Annotated in this window: 24 protein-coding genes and 1 pseudogene; 17 read left to right on the top strand and 8 right to left on the bottom strand. The window is 68.4% G+C overall.

Annotated features, from left to right (window positions below):
* Nucleotides 1-24: 24 nt before the first annotated feature.
* Nucleotides 25-555 carry a YbhB/YbcL family Raf kinase inhibitor-like protein gene (locus tag OQ968_RS13780; protein ID WP_324678702.1) on the top strand — a complete coding sequence of 177 codons (531 nt, stop codon included), beginning with the start codon at nucleotides 25-27 and terminating at the stop codon, nucleotides 553-555.
* 80 nt (nucleotides 556-635) lie between these two features.
* On the opposite strand, the gene OQ968_RS13775 is transcribed toward OQ968_RS13780, so the two are convergent.
* The 4 genes from OQ968_RS13775 to OQ968_RS13760 all read right to left on the bottom strand — a co-directional run bounded on the left by OQ968_RS13775 (nucleotide 636) and on the right by OQ968_RS13760 (nucleotide 4,324).
* On the bottom strand, nucleotides 636-1,751 hold the full coding sequence (locus tag OQ968_RS13775; protein WP_420715913.1) for a Fic family protein: 1,116 nt from the start codon (nucleotides 1,749-1,751) through the stop codon (nucleotides 636-638).
* Nucleotides 1,752-1,953: 202 nt separating this feature from the next.
* On the bottom strand, nucleotides 1,954-3,015 hold the full coding sequence (locus OQ968_RS13770) for a quinone-dependent dihydroorotate dehydrogenase (protein WP_324678698.1): 1,062 nt from the start codon (nucleotides 3,013-3,015) through the stop codon (nucleotides 1,954-1,956).
* Nucleotides 3,015-3,287, bottom strand: a complete 273-nt coding sequence (locus tag OQ968_RS13765) for a DUF5703 family protein (RefSeq protein ID WP_324678696.1) — start codon at nucleotides 3,285-3,287, stop codon at nucleotides 3,015-3,017. Before OQ968_RS13765 ends, OQ968_RS13770 begins: the two co-directional genes overlap by 1 nt.
* Nucleotides 3,284-4,324, bottom strand: a complete 1,041-nt coding sequence (locus OQ968_RS13760; RefSeq protein WP_324678694.1) for a hypothetical protein — start codon at nucleotides 4,322-4,324, stop codon at nucleotides 3,284-3,286. The genes OQ968_RS13765 and OQ968_RS13760 overlap by 4 nt, the downstream gene beginning before the upstream one ends.
* A 129-nt stretch (nucleotides 4,325-4,453) precedes the next feature.
* Between OQ968_RS13760 and OQ968_RS13755 the strand changes: the two genes are divergently transcribed.
* The 8 genes from OQ968_RS13755 (at nucleotide 4,454) to OQ968_RS13720 (ending at nucleotide 11,798) form a co-directional block, all read left to right on the top strand.
* Nucleotides 4,454-4,756, top strand: a complete 303-nt coding sequence (locus OQ968_RS13755; protein WP_324678692.1) for a hypothetical protein — start codon at nucleotides 4,454-4,456, stop codon at nucleotides 4,754-4,756.
* A 46-nt stretch (nucleotides 4,757-4,802) separates the two neighbouring features.
* Nucleotides 4,803-5,534, top strand: coding sequence for a histidine phosphatase family protein (locus tag OQ968_RS13750; protein WP_324678691.1), 732 nt, complete (start codon nucleotides 4,803-4,805; stop codon nucleotides 5,532-5,534).
* A gap of 64 nt (nucleotides 5,535-5,598) precedes the next feature.
* Nucleotides 5,599-6,186: a DUF3090 domain-containing protein gene (locus OQ968_RS13745; RefSeq protein ID WP_324678690.1), complete on the top strand. Its 588-nt coding sequence runs from the start codon at nucleotides 5,599-5,601 to the stop codon at nucleotides 6,184-6,186.
* A complete protein-coding gene (locus tag OQ968_RS13740) occupies nucleotides 6,170-6,994 on the top strand; it encodes an SCO1664 family protein (RefSeq protein ID WP_324678689.1) in 825 nt (274 codons plus the stop codon). The genes OQ968_RS13745 and OQ968_RS13740 overlap by 17 nt, the downstream gene beginning before the upstream one ends.
* A gap of 31 nt (nucleotides 6,995-7,025) precedes the next feature.
* On the top strand, nucleotides 7,026-7,811 hold the full coding sequence (locus tag OQ968_RS13735) for a 3'(2'),5'-bisphosphate nucleotidase CysQ (protein WP_324678687.1): 786 nt from the start codon (nucleotides 7,026-7,028) through the stop codon (nucleotides 7,809-7,811).
* Between the two features lie 47 nt (nucleotides 7,812-7,858).
* Nucleotides 7,859-9,106: a cysteine--1-D-myo-inosityl 2-amino-2-deoxy-alpha-D-glucopyranoside ligase gene (mshC, locus tag OQ968_RS13730; RefSeq protein ID WP_324678685.1), complete on the top strand. Its 1,248-nt coding sequence runs from the start codon at nucleotides 7,859-7,861 to the stop codon at nucleotides 9,104-9,106.
* Between the two features lie 128 nt (nucleotides 9,107-9,234).
* Nucleotides 9,235-10,872 (top strand): alkaline phosphatase family protein, encoded by a 1,638-nt coding sequence (locus OQ968_RS13725; RefSeq protein ID WP_324678683.1) that lies wholly within the window; start codon nucleotides 9,235-9,237, stop codon nucleotides 10,870-10,872.
* A 29-nt stretch (nucleotides 10,873-10,901) separates the two neighbouring features.
* Entirely contained in the window at nucleotides 10,902-11,798 is an 897-nt protein-coding gene (locus OQ968_RS13720) for an SDR family oxidoreductase (protein ID WP_324678681.1), read from the top strand.
* Nucleotides 11,799-11,810: 12 nt separating this feature from the next.
* Here the strand turns inward: OQ968_RS13720 and OQ968_RS13715 are convergent, their stop codons facing one another.
* Nucleotides 11,811-12,674 carry a PAC2 family protein gene (locus OQ968_RS13715; protein WP_324678679.1) on the bottom strand — a complete coding sequence of 288 codons (864 nt, stop codon included), beginning with the start codon at nucleotides 12,672-12,674 and terminating at the stop codon, nucleotides 11,811-11,813.
* 328 nt (nucleotides 12,675-13,002) lie between these two features.
* On the opposite strand from OQ968_RS13715, the gene metH reads away from it, so the two are divergent.
* The 6 genes from metH to OQ968_RS13685 all read left to right on the top strand — a co-directional run bounded on the left by metH (nucleotide 13,003) and on the right by OQ968_RS13685 (nucleotide 20,521).
* On the top strand, nucleotides 13,003-16,761 hold the full coding sequence (gene metH / locus OQ968_RS13710; protein ID WP_420715907.1) for a methionine synthase: 3,759 nt from the start codon (nucleotides 13,003-13,005) through the stop codon (nucleotides 16,759-16,761).
* Nucleotides 16,762-16,870: 109 nt separating this feature from the next.
* Entirely contained in the window at nucleotides 16,871-17,152 is a 282-nt protein-coding gene (locus OQ968_RS13705; RefSeq protein ID WP_324678677.1) for a phosphoribosyl-ATP diphosphatase, read from the top strand.
* 2 nt (nucleotides 17,153-17,154) lie between these two features.
* Complete coding sequence (gene hisG, locus OQ968_RS13700; RefSeq protein ID WP_324678675.1) at nucleotides 17,155-18,018, top strand: ATP phosphoribosyltransferase; 864 nt, start codon at nucleotides 17,155-17,157, stop codon at nucleotides 18,016-18,018.
* Between the two features lie 67 nt (nucleotides 18,019-18,085).
* Nucleotides 18,086-18,592, top strand: coding sequence for a DUF4126 domain-containing protein (locus OQ968_RS13695; RefSeq protein WP_324678673.1), 507 nt, complete (start codon nucleotides 18,086-18,088; stop codon nucleotides 18,590-18,592).
* Nucleotides 18,589-19,959 carry an FAD-containing oxidoreductase gene (locus tag OQ968_RS13690; RefSeq protein WP_324678672.1) on the top strand — a complete coding sequence of 457 codons (1,371 nt, stop codon included), beginning with the start codon at nucleotides 18,589-18,591 and terminating at the stop codon, nucleotides 19,957-19,959. The genes OQ968_RS13695 and OQ968_RS13690 overlap by 4 nt, the downstream gene beginning before the upstream one ends.
* A 79-nt stretch (nucleotides 19,960-20,038) precedes the next feature.
* Nucleotides 20,039-20,521, top strand: coding sequence for a lipoprotein LpqH (locus OQ968_RS13685; protein ID WP_324678670.1), 483 nt, complete (start codon nucleotides 20,039-20,041; stop codon nucleotides 20,519-20,521).
* Between the two features lie 7 nt (nucleotides 20,522-20,528).
* Here the strand turns inward: OQ968_RS13685 and OQ968_RS13680 are convergent, their stop codons facing one another.
* Nucleotides 20,529-21,374, bottom strand: coding sequence for a RecB family exonuclease (locus OQ968_RS13680; protein ID WP_324678666.1), 846 nt, complete (start codon nucleotides 21,372-21,374; stop codon nucleotides 20,529-20,531).
* A gap of 73 nt (nucleotides 21,375-21,447) precedes the next feature.
* On the opposite strand from OQ968_RS13680, the gene trmI reads away from it, so the two are divergent.
* Nucleotides 21,448-22,290, top strand: a complete 843-nt coding sequence (gene trmI, locus OQ968_RS13675) for a tRNA (adenine(58)-N(1))-methyltransferase TrmI (protein WP_324678665.1) — start codon at nucleotides 21,448-21,450, stop codon at nucleotides 22,288-22,290.
* On the opposite strand, the gene OQ968_RS13670 is transcribed toward trmI, so the two are convergent.
* Both OQ968_RS13670 and OQ968_RS13665 read right to left on the bottom strand, forming a co-directional pair.
* Complete coding sequence (locus OQ968_RS13670; RefSeq protein WP_324678664.1) at nucleotides 22,291-22,584, bottom strand: DUF503 domain-containing protein; 294 nt, start codon at nucleotides 22,582-22,584, stop codon at nucleotides 22,291-22,293. It lies immediately after the preceding gene.
* A gap of 238 nt (nucleotides 22,585-22,822) precedes the next feature.
* Nucleotides 22,823-23,395: pseudogene (locus tag OQ968_RS13665) on the bottom strand (hypothetical protein); the annotation flags it as partial.
* Nucleotides 23,396-23,704: 309 nt separating this feature from the next.
* Here OQ968_RS13665 and arc point away from each other — a divergent pair.
* On the top strand, nucleotides 23,705-25,534 hold the full coding sequence (gene arc / locus OQ968_RS13660; RefSeq protein WP_324678662.1) for a proteasome ATPase: 1,830 nt from the start codon (nucleotides 23,705-23,707) through the stop codon (nucleotides 25,532-25,534).
* Nucleotides 25,535-25,659: the final 125 nt, after the last annotated feature.

Below are 25,659 nucleotides of genomic sequence, written 5' to 3'. Positions count from 1 at the left end.
CTAGAAGTCACGAGAGGATCGTCCATGAGCTCGCCGACCGACCCGTACGACGCCCTGCCCAAGCTGCCGCTGTTCACCCTGAAGTCAAATTCGATCACCAACGGCCAGCCCCTCGGCACACCGCAGATCAGCGGGATCATGGGCGCCGGGGGACAAGACGTCAGCCCGCAGCTGAGCTGGTCGGGTTTCCCCGACGAGACCCGCAGCTTCGCGGTCACCGTCTACGACCCCGACGCCCCGACGCTGTCCGGGTTCTGGCACTGGGCGGTGGCCAACCTGCCCGCCGACGTCACCGAGCTGCCCGAGGACGCGGGTAACGGCGGCGAGCTGCCCGGCGGCGCGCTGCAATTGGTCAACGACGCGGGGATGCGTCGCTACGTCGGTGCGGCGCCGCCGCCCGGCCACGGGGTCCACCGCTACTACGTTGCCGTGCATGCCGTCGACGTCGAAAAGCTCGACCTGCCCGAGGACGCCAGCCCGGCCTTCCTGGGGTTCAACCTGTTCCAGCACGCGATCGCGCGGGCCTACATCTACGGCACCTACGAACAGACGTAGCCGCGGACCGGACCGCGCCGGCGCCGGCTCCGAATAAGGATTGTGGAACCGCGCGGGTGCGTGTTGGTCCTGCCGGGCGGTCAGCCCCGCCGTCCGGCCCGTTCGGCGAATGCGTCGAGTGCGGCGAGCACTTCAGGTGAACGCCACACTCGGTTGCGGGGCCCACTGGTCGTCTCGACGAGGATCCCCGCCTCGGCCAGTGGGTTGAGGTAGCGGTGAGCGTTGGCGGACTCAATGCCCAGCTCCTGCGCAAGGAGCACAGCGTTGACGACCGGGCGGCGGGTCAACAAATCAGCGACCTTCCAAACAGCCGAGTCAGACCGAGCGATGATCACGCCGTTCCAGGTCTCCCGGATACGGCGAATGTCGGCGACGAGCTGACGCCCGTTCGCGATAGCCAGGACGCTGGCGTGTGAGAAGCGCTCGACAATCGGCGCGGCGTCACCGTCGCGGTAGGTAGTCAGCGCGGCGAAGTATGCGCCCGTGTCGGCCAACAGCCCGGCCGATATCGGCACCGTCACCTGGCGGGTCAGACCTTTGTTGCGCAACAAGGCTTGCACCAGTGCGCGGCCCGTGCGTCCGTTCCCGTCGGTGAAGGGGTGAATGGTCTCGAATTGTGCATGCGCCACTGCGATCTGCGGCAGTGCGGGAACGTCGGCGCGCTCCGCGAAGGCGATTAGGTCGCCGATCGCGCCGGGGATCAGCTCGTGACGCGGGCCGACGAATGTTGCGCCGATGGGGGTGGCGCCACCGCCGATCCACACTGGCTCGGTACGGAATTCGCCTGGCGTATGGCGCGACTCGTTGGCCAACGCGCGGTGCATCGCCAGGATGGCATCGGCGTCAACATTGTCGGACAGAGCGACCGGTGCTTGCATGGCCGCGGTGTTGCCGACAATCAGCTCGGCGTTGTGCTTGGCCTTGCCGCCAGGCAGCTCGGCCTCGGCAATAGCGCGGGCTGTCGCGGTCAGGTTCTCGATTTGCGAGCTGGCAGCGGACTCTGACCGCAGCAGTACGGCAGCAAACGGTGCGATTTCGCCTCCGAGTTCGGCGTCGAAGCGGGTGATCTCGCGGCTGGCGGATTCGGCTTCTGCCAACACGGACGGCGGCAAGTCAAGGACCAGGTCGGCAATGTTGGCCGGCACGGCGGAGTGATAGGTGCCGTACTTCCGCAGCGCCCTGCTCGCGTACCGCATCCCCTGTGGTTCCGAACGAACGTCCTCATAAGTGATGGGCCGAAGTGACGTCACTAACGCAGTGTAACCTCACTTATAGAACTAAGTGAAGTTAATGTTGATTTGTGCGCAGGTCGGGACGTATGGCGCGAACTGAAGTCACCGCCCCGGCTTAGCTTCGGTTATGTCATCAAGTGAAGTTATTGGGGTCGATTGACTTCGATTAGGCCGCCGCCGAGCCGACCGCATCGGCGAGTGAGGCGAACCCGCCGTCGTGCAACCGTCGGGCGATGCCGTCGTGAATGTGCTTGGGCCACAAGCCTCCGCCGTAGATGAAGCCGGTATAGCCCTGCAGCAGTGACGCGCCCGCGGTGATCCGCTCCCAGGCGTCGTCGGCGGTCTCGATGCCGCCGACGCTGATCAGCGCCAGGCGGTCGCCGACCCGCGCGTAGAGCCGGCGCAGCACCTCGACGGCGCGGCGCGCGAGCGGCGGTCCCGAGATGCCGCCGGGGCCCAGCTCGTCGACGTCCGGGGTGAGCAGGCCGTCGCGCGACACCGTCGTGTTGGTGGCCACGATGCCGGCCAGGCCCAATTCGACTGCCAGGTCTGCGATTTCATCGATGTCGGAATCGGAGAGGTCCGGCGCGATCTTCACCAGCACCGGGGTCGACGTCTCGGCGAGGACGCCCGCCAGGATGGGCCGCAGCGACTCGACGGCCTGCAGGTCGCGCAGTCCCGGCGTGTTCGGTGAACTGACATTGACCACCAGATACGACGCCAGCGGGCCGACCAGCCGGGCGCTCGTCCGGTAGTCCCCGACGGCGTCGGCGGCCGGGGTCGCCTTGGTCTTGCCGATGTTCACCCCGATCGGCACCTCGGGCCGGTGCCGGGCCAGCCGCATCGCCAGCGCCCCGGCGCCGAGGTTGTTGAACCCCATCCGGTTCAGCAGCGCCCGGTCGGCGGGCAGCCGGAACAGGCGCGGGGCCGGGTTGCCGGACTGCGGGTCGGCGGTGACGGTGCCGACCTCGGCGTACCCGAAGCCCAGCGCGCCCCAGGTCTGCAGCCCCCTGCCGTCCTTGTCGAACCCGGCGGCCAGGCCGAGCGGGCCGGGAAAGCGGACCCCGAACACCGTGCTGGCCAGCACCGGGTCGATCGGCCCCAACAGTCGGCGCAGCAAGTGCCGCGTGAAGCCGACTGCCGTGCCGGCGCGCAGTGCGGCGAAGACCAGCGTGTGGATGCGCTCGGGGGGGAACAGGAACAACAGCCGGCGGGTGAGCCGGTACATCACAGTTCCGGCTGGTCGGGCCGCCGGCCCGCGGAGCCGGCGCCGTCCAGACGAGACTTCTTGCGGCGCAACAGAACTCGCCTACTGCCGTCGGTATAGAGCCGCACCCGGGTCAGCTCCCAGCCGCGATATTCGGCCTCGATGGACAGCCGGGTGGACGCGCTGAGCCGGGTCACCTCGGGCGGCAGACGTAACGGTATCCACTCGTACTCGTCGGACATTTCCGTGTCCCAGCCCGCCGGCAGCCGGCCCCACCGTTGCGCGCGCGTCATGCGGCCCCCGCGCGCTCGATGATCTGCACGCCCGCACCCGACCCCGACACCACGTAAAGGGTGTCCGACGCTTCGTCAAAGGCCAGCGAGTTGGGTTGCTGCACGGTGGGGTATCGCACCCTTTCGACGGGGATTCCGGTTGACAGATCGTAACCAATGACCATGTTGGACGCGGTTTGGGACACCCAGGCCAGCGCACCCGATCCGGCCAGGCCGTAGGGGGACTGCCGCACCGGGTAGGCCTGACGCAGGATCAGCGGGTCGACACCGTAGACCAGCAGTTCGCCGCCGCGAGTGTCGGCGACCAGGACGCGGCCCAGCCGATCGGCGGCAAGGGTCGTCGCGCCCTGGCCGGCCCGCAGCGCCTGCTCGGGACGGCCGTCGGCGCCGATCGTGGTCACCGAGGTCTGTCCCCGATCCAGAACCACCGTCGTATTTCCCTGTGTCACAAGGCAATCGACGCGAGCGAAAATCTTGTTCCGGCTCTCGACCGTCGCGGTGTCCCCGCCGCCCGGAGCGGCCAGGATGTAGACGGCGCCGTCGGCGCTGCCCAACACCAGCTTGCCGTCGGCGCGGCGCGCGATCGCGGTGAATTCGACCCGCTGCGCCCCGGCGACGTTCACCTGTGCGGTGCGCCCGGCGGTCAGATCGACCACGAAGTAGCCGCCGCGGGTCGCCAGGTAGACGCTGCCGTGGCCGTCGCCGGCCAGCGCGGTCGCCGGGCCCGGCAGCGCGATCGCGCGCGCCGGGACCTGTGCCGCACCGATCACCGTGACGACGGCGGGCGCCGCCGGATCGGCGCCGGGGGCCAGGACCGCCAGCAGGTGAGTGTCGCCGTCGACGACGGCGGCCCGGGCCTGACCGGCCAGCGCCCGCACCACACCGGCCGGATTCGTCGACGCCGGCGGCGATTCGGCGGCCCGGGCCGGCTCGATCGTCGGGGGGTTTCCGGATGAAAGCGGGTTCGACGAGCAACCGGTGACCAGTGCCAGCAAAAGCACGAGGCCAAATAAATAGTGCTGACCTGATCGTTTCAAGCAGCTACGCAGTGTCAGCAACAATCAACCTTCGGAGGGTGTAGGAAGCCCAAATTTTGGGAAACGGTTTCGCATCCAATATGGCCATGTTGCACACATCGCGTAGTTCTGGAGAGGTATGGTCGCGATATGACCGTCATCGTTGACCGGCACATTGCAGACAAAGCGTTTGCTGTCGAAGACATTTCGACAGGAATTTTTGCCAGCGGGTACGGACAAGTTGGTGATGGGCGCAGTTTTTCCTTCCATATCGAGCACCGTTCGCTCGTCGTAGAAGTTTACCGGCCGCGGCTTTCCGGGCCGGTTCCGCTGGCCGAGGACGTGGTCGCGAGGGCGGTCCGCAGCCTGTTCGACATCGACCTCACCGACGAGCGGAGCCTGACCGCGGCGGTGCGCGACTCGGTCGCTCACGCGGTGCCGGTCGCGCGCTAGTCACATCCGGTCGCGGGTCACCCGCACCGGGTACGGTCGTCGTGTCATGACCGTCATCCTGTTACGCCACGGCCGGTCCACCTCGAACACCGCCGGCATTCTGGCGGGCCGCTCCGAGGGCGTCGACCTGGACGACAAGGGCCGCGAGCAAGCCGCAGGGCTGATCGACCGCCTCGGCGACCTGCCGATCCGCGCGGTGCTGACGTCGCCGCTGCTGCGCTGCCGGCGCACCGTCGAGCCGCTGGCCGAATCGTTGTGCCTCGAGCCGCTCGTCGAGGAGCGGCTCGCCGAGGTGGACTACGGGGAATGGACGGGCCGCAAAATCGGCGACCTGACGAAGGAGACGTTGTGGGGGGTGGTTCAGGCCCACCCCAGCGCGGCGGTGTTCCCCGGCGGTGAGGGGCTGGCCCAGGTGCAGGCGCGGGCGGTGGCCGCCGTTCGCGAGCACGACAAGCGGCTTGCCGATCAGCACGGCGGCGATGCGCTGTGGGTGGCGTGCACCCACGGCGACGTCATCAAGGCGGTGATCGCCGACGCCTACGGCATGCACCTGGACGGGTTCCAGCGCGTCACCGCCGACCCGGGTTCGGTGAGCGTGGTGTGTTACACACCGCTGCGCCCGTTCGTCTTGCACGTCAACCACACTGGGGCGCGGTTGGCCGCCGCGTTGCGCGCCGCGCCACCCCAGAAGGATCAATCCCAGCAGGATGAGTCCCAGGGCGATGGTGCCGGCGAAGTGCCGTCGAGCGACGCGGTGGTCGGCGGCTCCACCGACTAGTTCGGTTGCGACCGCCGAATCGGGATCGCATGGCGACGGCAACTGCCGGTATTTTAGAAGTGCCATGGCCCGCGCAATTCACGTCTTCCGCACGCCCGACCGCTTCGTGGCCGGGACCGTTGGCCAGCCCGGAAACCGCACCTTCTACATACAGGCGGTGGGCGATTCGCGGGTCGTGTCGGTGGTGCTAGAGAAGCAACAGGTGGCGGTGCTCGCCGAGCGGATCGGAGCGCTGCTGCTGGAGGTGAATCGCCGGTTCGGCACGCCGGTTCCGCCGGAGCCCGCCGAGGTCGACGACCTGAACCCGCTGATCACTCCCGTCGATGCCGAGTTTCGCGTCGGGACCATGGGCTTGGGCTGGGATTCGGAGGCGCAGACCGTGGTGGTCGAACTGCTTGCCGTCACCGACGCCGAGTTCGACGCCTCCGTCGTGCTCGACGACACCGAAGAGGGGCCCGACGCCGTCCGGGTGTTCCTGACGCCGGAGTCGGCCCGGCAGTTCGCCACCCGCTCCAATCGGGTGATCTCGGCGGGACGTCCGCCCTGCCCGCTGTGCGACGAACCGTTGGACCCGGACGGCCACATCTGCGCGCGCACCAACGGCTATAAGCGCAGCGCGCTGCTCGGGCCTGACGATGAACCCACGGAATAGCGAGCATGACGAACGTGAGGCGTTGCGGGACGGCGAGCTGACGGTCCTCGGACGCATCCGCTCCGCAAGCAACGCCACCTTTCTGTGCGAGTCGACGCTGGGCGAGCGCAGCGTGCACTGCGTCTACAAGCCGATCGCCGGTGAGGCGCCGCTATGGGATTTCCCGGACGGGACGCTGGCCGGCCGCGAACTCGCCGCGTACCTGATAGCCACGCAACTGGGCTGGAACATCGTGCCCTACACCATCATTCGGCACGGGCCGGCGGGCCCGGGCATGCTGCAGCTGTGGGTCGAGCAGGCCGGCGACGCTGTGGACTCGGCCCCCGCACCCCGGCACGACCTCGTCGACCTGTTCCCCGCCGACAGACTCGAGCCGGGTTACCTGCCGGTGCTGCGCGCCTACGACTACGCCGGCGACGAGGTCATCCTCATGCACGCCGACGACATCCGGTTGTGGCGGATGGCGGTGTTCGACGTGCTGATCAACAACGCCGACCGCAAGGGCGGCCACGTCCTGCGCGACCTCGAGGGCCACGTCTACGGGGTGGACCACGGCGTGTGCCTGCACGTCGAGAACAAGCTGCGCACCGTGTTGTGGGGCTGGGCGGGCAAGCCGCTCGACCAGGAGACGCTGGAGGCGGTGGCCGGGCTCGACGAGGCCCTGTGCGGCTCGTTCGGCGACGAGCTGAGCGAACAGATCACCCGGACCGAGATCGCGGCGCTGCGCAGGCGCATCCATGCGCTGCTGGAAAACCCGGTGATGCCCGAACCGAACCGGCATCGCCCCATTCCCTGGCCGGCGTTCTGAGGCGGGTGCCGCCGTCGGGGATACTGAGTCGGTGACCCTGACGGATGCCGCGCTGGCCGCCGAGCTGGCCGCGGACGCGGGGGAGCTGCTGCTGAAGGTGCGCGACGAGATCGGGTTCGGTCATCCCTGGGCGCTCGGCGACGCGGGCGACAGCCTGGCCAACGCGCTGATCCTGCGGCGGCTGCGCGACGAGCGGCCCGACGACGCGGTGCTCAGCGAGGAAGCGCACGACGACCTGGCCCGGCTGAACCGCGACCGGGTGTGGATCGTCGACCCGTTGGACGGCACCCGCGAGTTCTCCACGCCGGGGCGCGACGACTGGGCGGTGCACATCGCGCTTTGGCAGCGCCCCACCGGTGACCCCGCCGACGGTCACCGCGAAATCACCGACGCGGCAGTGGCTTTGCCCGCCCGCGGAAACATGGTGTACCGCAGCGACACCGTGACCGACGACGGCGCGCGCACCGGCATTCCCCGTACCTTCCGGATCGCCGTCAGCGCCACCCGGCCGCCCGCCGTCCTGCACCGCATGCATCAGATGCTGGCCATCCAGCCCGTCGCGATCGGCTCGGCGGGCGCCAAGGCGATGGCGCTGATCGACGGCGACGTCGACGCCTACCTGCATGCCGGCGGCCAATGGGAATGGGACTCGGCGGCCCCGGCCGGGGTCGTGATGGCCGCGGGCATGCACGCGTCGCGGCTGGACGGCTCGCCGCTGCGCTACAACCAGCTCGACCCGTACCTGCCCGACTTCGTGATGTGTCGCGCCGAGGTGGCCCCGATCCTGCTCGGCGCCATCCGCGATTCGTGGCGTTAGCAGGCCGTTATGCGGGCCGCATCGTCGCCGGGCCTAAAGTCGAGGGCATGCAGTCGTGGACTTCCGCACAGGTTCCGGTGTTGCCGGGACGCGGCCCGGAACTACGGCTCTACGACACCTCTGACCGGCAGGTCCGCCCGGCGGCGACCGGGGCGACCGCGTCCATGTACGTCTGCGGGATCACGCCGTACGACGCCACCCATCTGGGCCACGCGGCCACCTACCTGGCGTTCGACCTGATCCATCGCGTCTGGCTGGACCTCGGCCACGACGTGCACTACGTGCAGAACGTCACCGACGTCGACGATCCGCTGTTCGAGCGCGCCGAGCGTGACGGCGTGGATTGGCGCGAGCTCGGCGACCGGGAGGTCGCCCGGTTCCGCGAGGACATGGCGGCGCTGCAAATACTGCCGCCGCGCGAATACGTCGCGGCGACCGAGGCGATCCCGGAGGTGGTCGAGCTCGTCGAGAAGATGCTCGCGTCCGGGGCGGCGTACGTCGTCGACTCGGAAACGGGCTCGGGGTTCCCGGACATCTACTACCGCGCCGACGCCACGCCGCAGTTCGGCTACGAGTCCGGCTACGACCGCGACACCATGCTCCGGCTGTTCGCCGAGCGCGGTGGCGACCCGGAACGGCCGGGCAAGACCGACGAACTGGATGCGCTGCTGTGGCGGGCCGCGCGCCCCGGGGAACCCAGTTGGCCCGCACCCTTCGGCGCCGGCCGGCCCGGCTGGCATGTCGAATGCGCGGCCATCGCGCTCAGCCGGATCGGCAGCGGCCTGGACATCCAGGGCGGCGGCAGCGACCTGATCTTTCCGCATCACGAATTCACCGCCGCGCACGCCGAATGTGTCAGGGGCGAAAGGCGTTTCGCGCGGCACTATGTGCACGCCGGGATGATCGGCTGGGACGGGGAGAAGATGTCCAAGAGCCGCGGCAACCTGGTGCTGGTGTCGGCGCTGCGGGCGCAGGGCGTCGAGCCGTCGGCCGTTCGGCTTGGCCTGTTGGCCGGGCACTACCGCGCCGATCGGTTCTGGAGCCGGCAGGTGCTCGACGACGCGACCGCGCGGCTGCACCGGTGGCGCGCCGCGACCGCGCTGCCCGCCGGCCCGGACGCCGCCGACGTCATCGCCCGGGTGCGTCGCTACCTGGCCGACGACCTCGACACCCCCAAAGTGCTTGCCGCCCTTGATGGTTGGGCCGCCGACGCCCTGGAATACGGCGGGCACGACGCGGACGCGCCTCGGTTGGTGGCGACCGCGATCGACGCGCTGCTCGGGGTGCGCCTGTAGGAATCGAAAGTCACCAAACGGCAACTCCTGGGTGTCGATTCGCACAACAATCTGGGTGAACGGCGTGTCATAGGCCACCATCGACGGAGCAGCGCGTACGGCGCGTCAACCGCAAAGGTGATTGCTTGATGCTCAGTCGTTTTCGCCGCGTCGCCGGCGGGGTCGGCGCCGTCACGATGCTCGCCCTTGCGCTGAACACGGTGCCCGCGTTGGCCGACCCGTTTCAGAACCCGAACGCGATGGTCGCTCCCGGACCCAACCTGCTGGTCAATCCCGGCGCCGAGTTCGGCGACCCGTCATTGTCGGCATACAGTTCGGTGACCATCCCGGGCTGGGCCGTGACGGGCACGCCGACCGTGATCAGGTACGGCACCCTGCGCCGTCTGCCGGTGCCCCTGGGGAGCCCGGGGCCGACTCTGCCGGCGGCCTTTGGGTTTACGCGATCGGAGAACGGCCCCCCGGACGGCGGCGCGCAGTTCTTCGGCGGTGGAAACGTGGCCACGGCCACGCTCACCCAAACCGTCGACCTGTCCGGCGCGGCCGCCCAGATCGACTCCGGCACAGTGCCTTACACGCTCAGCGGCTGGCTCGGCGGATTCCTGGAGGACCCGTCCGCCGCGTCGGTCACCGTCACCTTCTTGGCGGCCGATCAGCAGTCGGCGCTGGGCGCCGGCAAGATCGGACCGGTCACGGTGTTGCAGCGCCGGTTGAGGACCGCGCTCCTGCCGCGCCAGACCACCGGGACGATTCCCGCGGGCGCCCGCAGCGCACGTGTGGTCGTGACGCTCAAGGACAGCAACCCGGTGATCGGCAACTACAACAACGCCTACGCCGACAACATCTCGCTCAACGTCGGCGCCCCGCTGCCGCCCCCGCCGCCTCCCACACCGCCGGCGTCGAAAGTCGGTCCCCTGGACCACGTTTTCATGATCTATCTGGAGAACCACGGCGCGAAGGACATCGTCGGCAGCCGGAACGCGCCATACATCAACGGGCTGATCGACAACAACGGATACGGCGCGAACTACTACGCACAGGCCCACCCCAGCCTGCCGAACTACTACCCGATTCTGGGCGGATCCGACTTCGGCTTCAACTACAACTGCGAGCTGGACTGCTTCGACCAACCCAACCTGGTCGACAACATCGAGCGGGCGGGCAAGGGGTGGGCCTCCTACGAGCAATCCATGCCCGAGCCGTGCTTCACGCGCTCCGCCGGGCCCTACAGCCCCGGCGAGCTACCGTTTCTCGCGTTCCACGACATCGTCTCGAACACCGCTCGCTGCCGGTCACACGTGCTCCCGCTGGAGCGGATGGCCACGGATCTCGCCTCCACCGCCACCACCCCGAACTACGTCTGGTGGGCCGCGGACGAAAACCACAACATGGAAGGCCCCATCAACCTCCAGTTCATCCTCAGCCTGCTCACCAATCATCAATACAACATCAAGGCCGGTGACCAGTTCCTCGCGAGCACGCTGCCCACGATCCTGAACTCGCCCGCGTTCCAGACGCAGCGCTCCGCCGTTTTCATCACATGGGACGAGGATTACAACAACCTGTCACTGGGGATCGGCAACAACGGGAACCACATTCCGATGATCGTCATCACGTCACCGAATTCCGGTATGCGCCAAGGCCACTTCGTCGCCGTCAACTACAACAACCACTACAGCCTGCTGCGCACCATAGAAGATGCCTTCGGACTTCCCCGGCTCACCAACAACGACAAGTTCGCCCAACCGATGAACGAGTGCTGGCCATAAGGACTTCCGCGCAGGGTACCTTGTCGGCCATGACATCACTGCAGGGCAAGGTCGTCTTCATCACGGGCGGCGCCAGGGGAATCGGGGCCGAGGTCGCCCGCCGGCTGCACGACGGGGGCGCCAACCTGGTGCTGACCGATCTCGACAAGGCCGCGCTGGACTCGCTGGCCGTAGGCCTCGGCGGCGACGAGCGGGTGCTGACCGCGGTGGCCGACGTGCGCGACCTGCCCGCCCTGCAGAAAACGGCCGCCGCGGCCGTCGAACGCTTCGGCGGCATCGACGCCGTCGTGGCCAACGCCGGCATCGCCAGCTACGGCTCGGTGCTGCAGGTGGATCCCGAGGCGGCCAAGCGGGTGCTGGACGTCAACCTGCTCGGCGTCTTCCACACCGTGCGCGCGGCGCTGCCGGCGCTGATCGACCGGCGCGGCTATGTGCTGATCGTCTCGTCGCTGGCCGCGTTCGCCGCCGCGCCGGGAATGGCGCCGTACGACATGTCGAAGGCCGGCAACGAGCACCTCGCCCACGCGCTGCGCCTCGAGGTCGGCCAGCTGGGCGTCGACGTCGGCGTGGCGCACATGTCGTGGATCGACACCGCCCTGGTCCGCGACAGCAAGGCGGACATGCCCGCGTTCGCCGACCTGCTCGCCGCACTGCCCTGGCCGCTGAACAAGACCACCTCGGTGGACAAGTGCGCGACGGCCTTCGTCAAAGGCATCGCGGGCCGCAAGAAGCGCGTGTACTGCCCGCGCTGGGTGGGCGTGTTCCGCTGGGTCAAGCCGGTGCTGTCCACGCGGATCGGCGAACTTCCCGTCCGCAAGGCCGGCGCCCTGATGCCCCGGATGGACGCCGAGGTCGCGGCGCTGGGCCGCTCCATGTCCGCGCCCAACGTCGAGTTGTTGCGTGAAAAGGGTTCACCACCCGACTAGACATTCCGCGGGTTATTTGCGGCGGCGGCGCAGATAGCGCTCGAACTCGGCGGCCAGCGCGTCGCCGTCGATCTTGCCCAGCGCCTCGTTCAAGTCCACCTCGGCGTCGCCCCGCTGCTCCAGCGACGCGACGTATTCGGACAGGTCCTCGTCCTCGGCGGTCATCTCGGTGACCGCCTGCTCCCACTCTTCGGCCTGCGCCGGCAGGTCGGCCAGCGGGACCTCGATGTCCAGCACGTCCTCGACGCGGCGCAGCAGCGCCACCGTCGCCTTCGGGTTCGGCGGCTGCGACACATAGTGCGGCACGGCCGCCCAGAACGTCACCGCCGGGATGCCCGCGGCCACGCAGGCGTCCTGGAACACGCCCGCGATCCCGGTCGGACCCTCGTAGCGGGTTTCCTCCAACCCGAAGCGCTTCGCCGACTCGGGGGAGTAGGCCGCTCCCGAGACCGGCACCGGCCGGGTGTGCGGGGTGTCGGCCAGCAGCGCGCCGAGGATCACGACGGTGTCGACGTTGAGCTTGTCGGCGATGGCCACCAACTCGGCGCAGAAGGTGCGCCAGCGCATGTTCGGCTCCACGCCGTGCATCAGGACGACGTCGCGGTCGCTGCCCGGCGGCCGGCAGTGGGTGATCCGCATCGCGGGCCACACCAGCTCGCGGGTGACCCCGTCGACCTGCCGGATGACCGGCCGATTCACCTGGTAGTCGTAGTAGGCCTCGTCGTCGATCTCCACGATCGGGTCGGCTTCCCAGATGGCGTCCAGGTGCTCCAGCGCGTCGCTGGCCGCGTCGCCGGCGTCGTTCCAGCCCTCGAACGCCGCCACGACGATCGTGTTGTGCAGTTGGGGCAGCGAACCGCCATCCGGCCGAGTCACAGAATCAGCCTACGGCGTGCCGTCACCCCGGGGGTGGTTGCATAGCACCACTATTCTTGTGGGGTGACTGCCACGAACGACCTCACGCTTGACGACGAAATACGTTCGGCTGCGATTTCGTTAACGTTGGTTACTATCGCGTCGCCGGCAGGATCCACGAGCTGTCGATAGCGGCGATGAGTTGGGCGTCCAGACGTCGATCGGGTGACGACGTAGACTTCTCTGGTCGAGAGGCGTTGCAACGGATATTTTGGGGGTCCGGGTCTCCCCCGGGTATCCGCCACGCTCGGCAGAGTCAAGGACGCCTTCCATTACGGAAGGAACGTACGTGAACGCCGTTGAGCCAAACACCTTCGCGCCGAACATCCGCCCCGACTGCACCGACGAGCTGACGGCAGCTCTGCGCCGGCGGATCATGGTGATCGACGGCGCGATGGGCACGGCGATCCAGCGGGACCGGCCGGACGAGGCAGGCTACCGCGGCGACCGGTTCACGGAGTGGCCGACCGCCCTTCAGGGCAACAACGACCTGCTCACCCTGACGCAGCCGCAGATCATCGAGGGGATCCACCGCGAGTACCTCGAGGCGGGCGCCGACATCCTGGAGACCAACACGTTCAACGCGAACGCGATCTCGCTCTCCGATTACGACATGGCGGATCTGAGCTACGAGCTGAACTACGCCGGCGCCGCCCTGGCCCGCAAGGCCGCCGACGAATTCAGCACCCCCGAGAAGCCCCGCTACGTCGCCGGCGCAATCGGGCCGACCACGCGGACCGCCTCGATCTCGCCGGACGTCAACGACCCCGGGGCCCGCAACGTCTCCTACGACCAGCTGGTCGCCGCCTACCTCGAATCGGCCAACGGCCTGGTCGACGGCGGTGCCGACCTGCTCATCATCGAGACGATCTTCGACTCGCTGAACGCCAAGGCGGCGGTGTTCGCCGTCGAGACGCTGTTCGAGGAGCGCGGACGGCGCTGGCCGGTCATCATCTCGGGCACCGTCACGGATGCTTCCGGCCGAACATTGTCCGGTCAGGTCACCGAGGCGTTCTGGAACGCGATCCGGCACGCGAAGCCGATCGCTGTCGGCCTCAACTGCGCCCTGGGCGCGCCGGAGATGAGGCCCTACATCGCCGAGATGTCGCGGATCGCAGACACTTTCGTCTCCTGCTACCCGAATGCCGGTCTGCCCAACGCTTTTGGCGAGTACGACGAGACCCCCGAGCGCCAGGCCGGCTACATCGCCGACTTCGCCGAGGCCGGCCTGGTCAACATCGTCGGCGGCTGCTGCGGAACCGCGCCGCCGCACATCGCCGAGATCGCCAAGGTCGTCGAGGGCAAGCCGCCGCGCGAGGTGCCGAAGATCCCGGTGGCAACGCGGCTCTCGGGCCTGGAGCCGCTCAACATCACCGACGACTCCCTGTTCGTGAACATCGGTGAGCGCACCAACATCACCGGCTCCGCCAGGTTTCGCAACCTGATCAAGGCCGAGGACTACGACACCGCGCTGTCGGTCGCCCTGCAGCAGGTCGAGGTCGGTGCGCAGATCATCGACATCAACATGGACGAGGGCATGATCGACGGCGTCGCCGCGATGGACCGGTTCACCAAGCTGATCGCGGCCGAGCCGGACATCAGCCGCGTTCCGGTGATGATCGACTCCTCCAAGTGGGAGGTCATCGAGGCGGGCCTGAAGAACGTGCAGGGCAAGCCGATCGTCAACTCCATCTCGATGAAGGAGGGCGAGGAGAAGTTCATCCGCGAGGCGCGGCTGTGCCGCAAGTACGGCGCCGCCGTCGTCGTGATGGCCTTCGACGAGCAGGGCCAGGCCGACAACCTCGAGCGCCGCAAGGAGATCTGTGCGCGCGCCTACCGGATCCTGACCGAAGAGGTCGGCTTCCCGCCCGAGGACATCATCTTCGACCCGAACTGCTTCGCGCTGGCAACCGGCATCGAGGAGCACGCGACCTACGGCATCGACTTCATCGAGGCCTGCGCCTGGATCAAGGAAAACCTGCCGGGGGTGCACATCTCCGGCGGCATCTCCAACGTGTCGTTCTCGTTCCGGGGCAACAACCCCGTCCGCGAGGCGATCCACTCGGTGTTCCTGTTCCACGCCATCAAGGCCGGCCTGGACATGGGCATCGTCAACGCCGGCGCGCTGGTGCCCTACGACTCGATCGACCCCGAGCTGCGCGACCGCATCGAGGACGTCGTGCTGAATCGTCGCCCGGATGCGGCCGAACGGCTGCTGGAGATCGCCGAGCGGTTCAACAAGTCGGAGAAGGCCGACGACGCGGCGGCGGCCGAGTGGCGCGGCCTGCCGGTCCGCGAGCGGATCACGCACGCCCTGGTCAAGGGCATCGACGCCCACGTCGACGAGGACACCGAGGAGTTGCGGGCCGAGATCGCCGCCGCGGGCGGTCGCCCGATCGAGGTGATCGAGGGTCCGCTGATGGACGGCATGAACGTCGTCGGCGACCTCTTCGGCTCCGGCAAGATGTTCCTGCCCCAGGTCGTGAAGTCGGCCCGGGTGATGAAGAAGGCCGTGGCGTACCTGCTGCCGTTCATCGAAGCGGAGAAGGAGGAGAACGGCACGGCCGATTCTAAGGACACCAACGGCACGATCGTGATGGCGACCGTGAAGGGCGACGTCCACGACATCGGCAAGAATATCGTCGGGGTTGTGTTGCAGTGCAACAACTTTGAGGTGATCGACCTCGGCGTGATGGTGCCCGCCGAGAAGATCCTGGCCGCGGCGCAGGAGCACGACGCGGACATCATCGGGCTGTCCGGGCTGATCACCCCGTCCCTGGACGAGATGGTCAACTTCGCCGCCGAGATGGAACGCCAGGGCCTGGAGATTCCCCTGCTGATCGGTGGCGCCACCACCTCGCGCGCCCACACCGCCGTGAAGGTGGCGCCCCGTCGCAACGGTCCGGTGGTCTGGGTGAAGGACGCCTCCCGCTCGGTGCCGGTCGCCGCGGCGCTGCTCGACGACAAGCAGCGGCCGGCCCTGCTGGAGGCCACCGAAAAGGACTACGCATCCCTGCGCGAACGGCACGCCCAGAAGAGCGAGCGGCCGATGCTGACCCTCGAGAAGGCCCGCGCCAACCGGACACCGATCGACTGGGACGGCTACACGCCGCCGGTGCCCGCCCAGGGCCTCGGTGTGCGGGAGTTTCACGACTACGACCTCGCCGAGCTACGCGAGTACATCGACTGGCAGCCGTTCTTCAACGCCTGGGAGATGAAGGGCCGCTTCCCCGACATCCTCAACAACCCGTCCACCGGCGAGGCTGCCCGCAAGCTGTACGACGACGCCCAGGAGATGCTCGACACCCTGATCAAGGAGAAGTGGCTGAGGGCCAACGGGGTGATCGGGTTCTTCCCGGCGAACACGGTCGGCCCCGGTTTCGAAGACATCGAGGTCTACACCGACGAGACCCGCACCGAGGTGCTGACCACGCTGCACAACCTGCGCCAGCAGGGCGAGCACCGGGACGGCATCCCGAACCGGTCGCTGGGTGACTACATCGCGCCCAAGGACACCGGTCTGGCCGACTACGTCGGCGCCTTCGCCGTCACCGCGGGGCTTGGCAGCCAGGAGAAGATCGCGGAGTTCAAGGCGGCCCTCGACGACTACAGCGCGATCCTGCTGGAGTCGGTCGCCGACCGGCTGGCGGAGGCGTTCGCCGAGCGGATGCACCAACGGGTCCGCAAGGAGTTCTGGGGATATCAGCCCGACGAGCAGCTGGACAACGACGCGCTCATCGATGAGAAGTACCGGGGAATCCGCCCCGCCCCCGGGTATCCGGCCTGCCCGGAGCACACCGAGAAGGCGACGCTGTGGCAGTTGATGGATGTCAAGGAGCGCACCGGCATCGAGCTGACCGAGTCGATGGCGATGTGGCCCGGTGCGGCCGTCAGCGGCTGGTATTTCTCGCACCCGCAGTCGCAGTACTTCGTGATCGGCCGGCTGGCGCAGGACCAGGTCGCCGACTACGCGAGGCGCAAGGGCTGGCCCCTGGCCGAGGCCGAGCGCTGGCTCAGCTCGAATCTCGGCTACAACCCGGAGGACTGAGCCCTGGCCATCTCTCGCGAGCGACCGCAAATGTACAGCGACACGCCGTGTAACGCGTACAAATGGGGACGCTCGCGGCTGAAACCAGAGTGACTTTGCTGGCGGACACGTGAAACAATCGCTGGCCGTGAAGACCTTCGAGGATCTGTTCGCCGAACTCGGCGACCGTGCCCGCACCCGGCCCGCCGGCAGCGCGACCGTTGCCGCGTTGGACGGCGGGATACACGGGTTGGGCAAAAAGATCCTCGAGGAGGCCGGCGAGGTGTGGCTGGCGGCCGAACACGAACCCGACGACGCGCTGGCCGGGGAGATCAGCCAGTTGCTGTACTGGACGCAGGTGCTGATGATCGCGCGCGGGCTTTCCCTCGACGACGTCTACCGGAAGCTGTGAGCGTGTTACGGGTCGCGGTTCCCAACAAGGGCGCGCTCAGCGAGCCGGCCGTCGAGATCCTCGCCGAGGCCGGCTACCGGCGCCGCACCGACCCCAAGGACCTGACCGTCATCGACCCCGTCAACCAGGTCGAGTTCTTCTTTCTGCGCCCCAAAGACATTGCCGTTTATGTCGGTTCGGGGGAGCTGGACTTCGGGATCACCGGCCGCGACCTGGTGCTCGATTCCGACGCGCCGGTCACCGAGCGCCTCGCGCTGGGCTTCGGCTCGTCCAGCTTCCGCTACGCCGCCCCCGCCGGACACAACTGGACGACGGCGGATCTGGCGGGCAAGCGCATCGCCACCGCCTACCCGAACCTGGTCCGAAAAGACTTGGCCAAGAACGGGATTGAGGCCACCGTCATCAGGCTCGACGGGGCCGTCGAGATCTCGGTGCAACTCGGCGTTGCCGACGCCATCGCCGACGTGGTGGGCTCCGGCCGCACCCTGGGCCTGCACGACCTGGTGGCCTTCGGCGAGCCGCTGTGTGATTCGGAGGCGGTGCTGATCGAGCGCATCAGTTACGGCGGCCATCCCCAGAGCAGGAAAACAGCGGCGCGCGACCAGATGGTGGCGCGGGTGCAGGGCGTCGTGTTCGGTCAGCAATACCTGATGCTCGACTACGACTGCCCGCGTGCGGTGCTGGACAAGGCCACCGCGATCACACCGGGATTGGAGTCGCCGACGATCGCCCCGCTGGCCGACCCGGACTGGGTGGCGATCCGGGCGCTGGTGCCGCGCCGCGGTGTCAACGAGATCATGGACGATCTCGCAACCATCGGGGCCAAGGCGATCCTGGCCTCCGATATCAGATTCTGCCGATTCTGATCGCCTATCGGCGGGTCAGGCCCCGCTGTGTTAGCGTCCGCCTTGGGCTGCTGGACGGAGGGTCTCTGTGACACACGCGCTCATACTTCTGATGGCGCTGTTGATCGGTGTGGTCGCCGGGTTGCGTTCCCTGACCGCGCCCGCCGTGGTGGCGTGGGCCGGCTTCCTCGGCTGGATCGACCTGCACGGCACCTGGGCGTCCTGGGTGGCCAACATCGTCACGGTCGTCGTCCTGACCGTTCTGGCCATCGCCGAACTGGTCGGTGACAAGCTCCCCAAGACCCCGGCCCGCACCGCGCCGCCGGCGTTCGCAGGGCGGATCGTCCTTGGCGGGTTTGCCGGCGCGGTGATCGGCGCCTGGCCGCATTGGACATTCAGCTCGCTGGGCGCCGGCGTGATCGGCGCGGTGCTCGGCACCCTGGGCGGCTATCACGGCCGGCGACTGCTGGTGCGCGGCGGACGCGACTTGCCGGTGGCGCTGCTCGAGGATGCGATTGCGATCGGCGGCGGGTTCGCAATCCTCGCGACGACGAGTCACGTGCTGATCACGTATATCCTGACGGCGGTTAGGTGACAACGCATTTCGATGCGATCATCGTGGGCGCCGGCCAGGCCGGGCCGCCGCTGGCGGGACGGCTGACGGCCGCCGGGCAGCGCGTCGCGATCGTCGAACGCAAGCTGATCGGCGGCACCTGCGTCAACAACGGATGCATCCCGACCAAGACGCTGGTGGCCAGCGCGCACGCCGCGCAGCTGGCCCGTCGCGGCGCGGAATACGGCGTCGGGACCGGGCCGGTCACCGTGGACATGGCCAAAGTCAAGGCGCGCAAGGACGACATCATGCTCGGCGACCGCAAGGGTGTCGAGGACTGGCTACAGGGCATGAACGGCTGCACCATTTTTCGCGGCCATGCCCGTTTCGAAGACCCGCACACCGTGCGCGTCGACGACGACGTGCTGCACGCCGACCGGATCTTCCTCAACGTCGGTGGTCGCGCGGTGGTGCCGGACATTCCGGGGCTGTCCGACGTCGAGTTCCTCACCAACGTGTCGATCCTCGAACTCGACACGCTGCCAGCCCATCTCGTCATCGTCGGCGGCAGCTACATCGCGCTCGAGTTCGCGCAGATGTACCGCCGGTTCGGGGCCCCGGTCACCGTCGTCGAACGGGGCCCGCGGCTGGCGTCCCGAGAGGACGAGGATGTCTCGGCCTCAATCAGGCAGATCCTGGAGGCCGAGGGGATCGACGTGATCCTCGGCGCCGACGATGTGCGAATCGCCAAGAACGGCAACGGATTCGAACTCACTCCCCGCGCCGGCGCGGCGCCCGTCCATGGCAGTCATCTGCTGCTGGCGGTGGGGCGCCGGCCCAACACCGACGACCTGGGCCTGGACGCGGCCGGCGTGCACACCGACGCCCGCGGCTACATCGTGGTGGACGACCAGCTCAAGACCAACGTCGAGCACATCTGGGCGATGGGCGACTGCAACGGCAAGGGCGCGTTCACCCACACGTCGTACAACGATTTCGAGATCGTGGCCGCCAACCTCCTCGACAGCGACTCGCGCCGGGTGAGCGACCGCGTCCCCACCTATGCGCTCTACATCGACCCGCCGCTCGGGCGGGCCGGCATGACGGTCAGCCAGGTCCGCGCGTCGGGCCGCAGGGCGCTGGTGGGCAAGCGGCCCATGACCAGGGTCGGCAGGGCGGTGGAAAAGGGTGAGACACAAGGGTTTATGAAGGTCGTGGTGGACGCCGACACCCGCGAGATCCTGGGCGCGGCGATCCTGGGCGTCGGCGGCGACGAGGCGATCCACGCCATCCTGGACGTCATGTCCGCCAAGGCGCCCTACACCGCGCTGTCGCGCACCATGCACATCCATCCCACGGTCAGCGAGCTCATTCCCACGATGCTGCAGGAGATGGCACCGCTCGACTAACCGAACATGCCGTTCGACCCCGCGAGGCGCCGCGGTGCCTTAGTCTTGGATGCTCGGTTGGGAACGCAAGGGGACAAACATGATTCGGCTGCCGTCAGCACCCTCGACGCTCACACCGGCCGCGCTGGCCGGCGGGCTGATCGTTTCGCTCGCGCTCGCCGGTTGCTCCGCCAAGCAGACGGCCACCGGCTCGTCCGCCCCGTCCACCGCGGCGAACTCGCCCGCAGCGGTCAAGGTGACGCTCGATGGGCAAGCTCAGGACGTCAAGGGCCCCGTCACGTGCGACACCTCGGGCGGCTTCATCAAGATCGCCATCGGCGAAAAGGTGGGCGGAACCGACCTCACCCTGTATTACGCGACCATGACCGATACGGACCCGCTCGATGTCCGTTCGGTCGGCCTCGGCGAACACGACGGCCATGGCCTCGCCTATTTGAAGGGGCTCTACAACGACACCGCAACGGCAACCAAGAGCGGCAAGTCCTACAAGATCACCGGGACCGCCAGCGGCGGGCTAGGCAACAAGCCCAAGCAGTTCGAGATGGACGTCACCTGTCCCTGACGGTCGGTCACGCGGCCGGTTCGGCGGGCTGGTCCGGCCACCCGGGGTAGGGCGGCGGCGTCCCACCGAAGACCGGGCAGTGCGCCTGATGCGGGCACCACTCGCACAGCCGCGACGGGCTGGGACGGAAATCGCCCGTCGGCGCCGCGGACTGGATTGCCCGCCAGATCGCCATCAGCGTCTTCTCGAAGCGCAGCAGCTCGTCGTGCTCCGGCGCATAGTCCAACACCTGCCCGTCGGCCAGGTAGATCAGCCGCAGCCGGGAGGGCAGCACCCCGCGCGAACGCAGCAACGCCACCGCGTAGAACTTCATCTGGAACATCGCCTTGAACTCGGCCAGTGCGCGCGCGGCGGGCGGTGACTTGCCCGTCTTGTAGTCGACCACGCGAAGCTCGCCGGTGACGGCGACGTCGATCCGATCGATGAAGCCGCGCAGCAGCGTGCCGTCGGCGAGCTCGACCTCCACGCGCTGTTCGCAGCATTGCGGGTCGAATCGCGTCGGGTCCTCCAGCCGGTAATAGCCGGACAGTAGCGCGCGGGCCTCCTCGAGCAGCTGGGTTCGCTGTTCGGGGTCGAGCCCGGCTGCCAGCTCGGGGTCGGCGGCGGTCACGCGTTCCCACGCGGGCTCCACGAGCGAGTGCGCGGTGCCCACGACGCGCGAGGCGGCGGGCAGGCCGTAGAGCTGCTCCAGCGCGGCGTGCACCACCGACCCCCGCAGCTGGGCCAGCGACGGCGCCTCGGGCAGGCGATCGACGGCCCGGAAGCGGTACAGCAGCGGGCACTGCTTGAAATCGGCCGCGCGCGACGGCGACAGAGCTGGTCTTGCAGCCGGTCCCGCAGCCGCTTCTGTCATGCCCGCAGCCTAGGACCGGGCGCCGACAACCCCGAGCACCGGTTGCGGCGAGTCGGCTGGCACGCTGGATGCCGTGTCCGCAACCGGCCCCTTCACCGTGGGCGAGCGCGTCCAGCTCACCGATGCCAAGGGCCGTCATTACACGATGGAGCTCACCGAGGGCGGCGAGTTCCACACCCACCGCGGCGCGATCGCGCACGACGACGTGATCGGGCTGGAGCAGGGCAGCGTCGTCAAGTCCAGCAACGGCGCCCCGTTCCTGGTGTTGCGCCCGCTGTTGGTTGACTACGTGATGTCGATGCCCCGCGGGCCGCAGGTCATCTACCCCAAGGACGCCGCCCAGATCGTGCACGAGGGCGACATCTTCCCGGGAGCCCGCGTCCTGGAGGCCGGCGCCGGATCGGGCGCGTTGACCTGCTCGCTGCTGCGCGCCGTCGGGCCGGAAGGCCGGGTGGTCTCCTACGAGCAGCGCGCCGACCACGCCGAGCACGCCCGCCGCAACGTGTCGGTGTTCTTCGGCCGGGCGCCCGACAACTGGCAGCTGATCGTCAGCGACGTCGCCGACTCCGAGCTGCCCGACGCGTCCGTCGACCGGGTCGTGCTGGACATGCTCGCGCCGTGGGAGGTGCTCGACGCGGTGTCGAGGCTGACGGTCGCCGGTGGTGTGCTGATCGTCTACGTGGCCACCGTCACCCAGCTGTCGCGCGCGGTGGAGGCGCTGCGGGCCCAGCAGTGCTGGACCGAACCGCGGGCCTGGGAAACGTTGCAGCGCGGCTGGAACGTGGTCGGCCTGGCCGTCCGGCCGCAGCACTCGATGCGCGGGCACACCGCGTTCCTGATCGCGGCGCGCCGGTTGGCGCCCGGGGCCGTCGCGCCGACGCCGTTGGGCCGCAAGCGCGAGGGCCGCGACGGCTAGTCAGTCGTCGCTGCGGCGCAGGGCGCGGCGCACCGACAGCAGCTCGAATTCGGGGTGCGCGGCCACCAGCCGTTCGGTCCTGTCGAGGATGTCGACGGCATGGCCGCGGTTACCGGACACGACCGCCACCCCGATGCCCGCGCGCCGGTACAGATCCTGAGAACCGACCTCGGCGGCGGACACGCTGAACTTGCGCTGCAGTTCGGCGACGACGGGACGGATCACCGACCGCTTCTGCTTGAGCGATCGCACGTCGCCCAGCAGCACGTCGAATTCGAGCCAGCCGATCCACATGCGCGCGTCAGCCCGGCGGGGGTTGTTCGGGCGGAGGCGGCGGTGGCGGCTCCGTCGGCGGGGGAGGCGGCGGCGGTGGCGGCTCCGGCGGAGGAGGGGGTTGTTCGGGGGGCGGCGGTGGCGGTGGCTCCGGCGGCGGAGGTGGCGGGGCCGGAGCCGCGGGCGGCGCGGGCGCGGGGGCCGGCACCGGGGCGGGTGCGGGCGCCGGGGATGGAGGCGGGGCGGGCGCCGGGGGCGGCGGGGGAGCTGGAGGGGGGCCGGGCGGCGGACCCGGGGGCGGCGGCGGAGCGGACGGCGAATTGCCCAGGGCCAACAGCATTTCCGCGGTCCGCCGGGACAACTGCCAGCCGCCCTGGAAGGGGGCGAACTCCATCGGGAAGGTGAACTTCCCGTTGTTGCCCCGCGGGGTGTTGATGCTGACCGTCGCCATCACGTTGGACGGATTCTTGTCCGACCACGCGATGTTGTTCGCCGCGAACGTCATCGGCAGGTAGCCGTTGTCGCGCAACGCGTTGGTGAACTTGTCCAGCGTGGCCGCGCTGTCGGGGGTCGCCCCTTCGACGAGGCTCACCTTGTTGCCGCCCGGGACGTTCGGGTCGGCGAGCCGGTTCAGCACCTCGGTGAGGGCCTCGGGCGGCGGCAGCGGGGCGGTCGGGGGAGCCAGGATGACGGGGCTCGACGCGGCGGGCACCGGCGCCGACGGGCTCGACGACGCGACCTTGGGTTCCTTGTGCGAGCATCCCGAGAGCCCGATGGCCGCCACGGCGGTCGCGGCGCCCAGCGCGACGGGAACGGAGAGGTGTCGGTGCATCCGGTCGGGTCGGCCGGGCTATTCGGCCACGCCTGATTCTTGCCGCGAGGTCGTAGTCGATGTCGGGCCAACGGGTGCAATGCAAGTCACACCCGTCGTCGGCGCGGCGCTTTTCGCGACGGCCGACACGCCTGTGGCGAGGGCTTTTACAAGCACAGTTGTCCTCTCGGTGGTCCCGAATCGACGCTGAGGTTACCAGCGGGAGCAATGACGCGAATTTTCACGGCATTTGACTCCGCACATCTGGCGGCAATCGCCGGTAGCGTTGAACTATCCACCGCGTATTTCGGGGCGGGAAAGGAGCGCACAATGGGTGACTCAGAGCGTTCTGAAGCATTCGGCACACCTCGCGAAAGCGACGTGTCCAGCGACGATGCTGCCGAATTGGAAGAGTTGCGCCGTGAGGCCGCGATGCTGCGCGAGCAACTGGACCACGCGGTGGCGTCGCACGGCGCCGGCCGCTCCGCCCGCGATGTGCATCAGCTCGAAGCCCGCATCGACTCGCTGGCGGCCCGCAATTCCAAATTAATGGAAACTCTTAAAGAAGCCCGCCAGCAACTGCTCGCATTGCGCGAGGAAGTCGACCGGCTCGGGCAGCCGCCCAGCGGCTACGGCGTTCTGCTGGGAGCGCACGACGACGAGACCGTCGACGTGTTCACGTCGGGCCGCAAGATGCGCCTCACATGCTCGCCGAACATCGACGTCACCTCTCTGCGGAAGGGGCAGACCGTCCGGCTCAACGAGGCGTTGACGGTCGTCGAGGCGGGCGCGTTCGAATCGGTCGGCGAGATCTCCACATTGCGCGAGGTCCTGTCCGACGGTCACCGGGCGCTCGTCGTCGGGCACGCCGACGAGGAGCGCATCGTGTGGCTGGCCGAGCCGTTGGTCGCCGAGGACCTGCCCGACGGCGTCCCGGACGCCCTCAACGACGACACCAAGCCCCGCAAGCTGCGCCCGGGCGACTCGCTGCTGGTCGACACCAAGGCCGGCTATGCATTTGAGCGCATCCCAAAGGCCGAGGTCGAGGACCTGGTGCTGGAAGAGGTGCCCGACGTCAGCTACCAGGACATCGGCGGCCTGACCCGCCAGATCGAGCAGATCCGCGACGCCGTGGAGTTGCCGTTCCTGCACAAGGAGCTCTACCGCGAGTACGCGCTGCGCCCGCCCAAGGGCGTGCTGCTCTACGGCCCTCCGGGCTGCGGCAAGACGCTGATCGCCAAGGCGGTGGCCAACTCGCTAGCCAAGAAGATGGCCGAGGTGCGCGGCGACGACGCCCGCGAGGCCAAGTCGTACTTCCTCAACATCAAGGGCCCCGAGCTGCTGAACAAGTTCGTCGGCGAGACCGAGCGCCACATCCGGCTGATCTTCCAGCGGGCGCGGGAGAAGGCGTCCGAGGGAACGCCGGTGATCGTGTTCTTCGACGAGATGGACTCGATCTTCCGCACCCGCGGCACCGGGGTCTCCTCCGATGTCGAGACCACCGTCGTCCCGCAGCTGCTGTCCGAGATCGACGGGGTGGAGGGGCTCGAGAACGTCATCGTGATCGGCGCCTCCAACCGCGAGGACATGATCGACCCCGCGATCCTGCGGCCCGGCCGCCTGGACGTGAAGATCAAGATCGAGCGGCCCGATGCCGAAGCGGCACAAGACATCTACTCGAAGTACCTGACCGAGGCGCTGCCGCTGCACGCCGACGACCTCGCCGAGTTCGACGGCGACCGCACGGCCTGCATCAAGGCGATGATCGAAAAGGTCGTCGAGCGGATGTACGCCGAGATCGACGACAACCGGTTCCTGGAGGTCACCTACGCCAACGGCGACAAGGAAGTCATGTACTTCAAGGACTTCAACTCCGGGGCGATGATCCAAAACGTCGTCGACCGGGCGAAGAAGAACGCCATCAAGTCGGTGCTGGAGACCGGCCAACCGGGTCTGCGCATCCAGCATCTGCTCGACTCGATCGTCGACGAGTTCGCCGAGAACGAGGACCTGCCCAACACCACCAATCCCGATGACTGGGCGCGGATCTCGGGCAAGAAGGGCGAGCGGATCGTCTACATCCGCACCCTGGTCACCGGCAAGAGCTCGAGCGCGTCGCGGGCAATCGACACCGAATCCAACCTGGGCCAGTACCTGTAGGCTGCCCAGACCTTCACCGCGACACTTAAACCACGCACACGACACGCCGGGCATTGTCAATCGGTTAGTGCAACAACTGCTCAGGCGGCTTGGTCGAGGAGTTGGGCGAGTCGTTGGGCGGGGGT

This window comes from Mycobacterium sp. 663a-19, from assembly GCF_035616495.1.
Classification (GTDB): Bacteria; Actinomycetota; Actinomycetes; order Mycobacteriales; family Mycobacteriaceae; genus Mycobacterium.
This window is presented reverse-complemented; position numbering and strand designations above follow the sequence as displayed.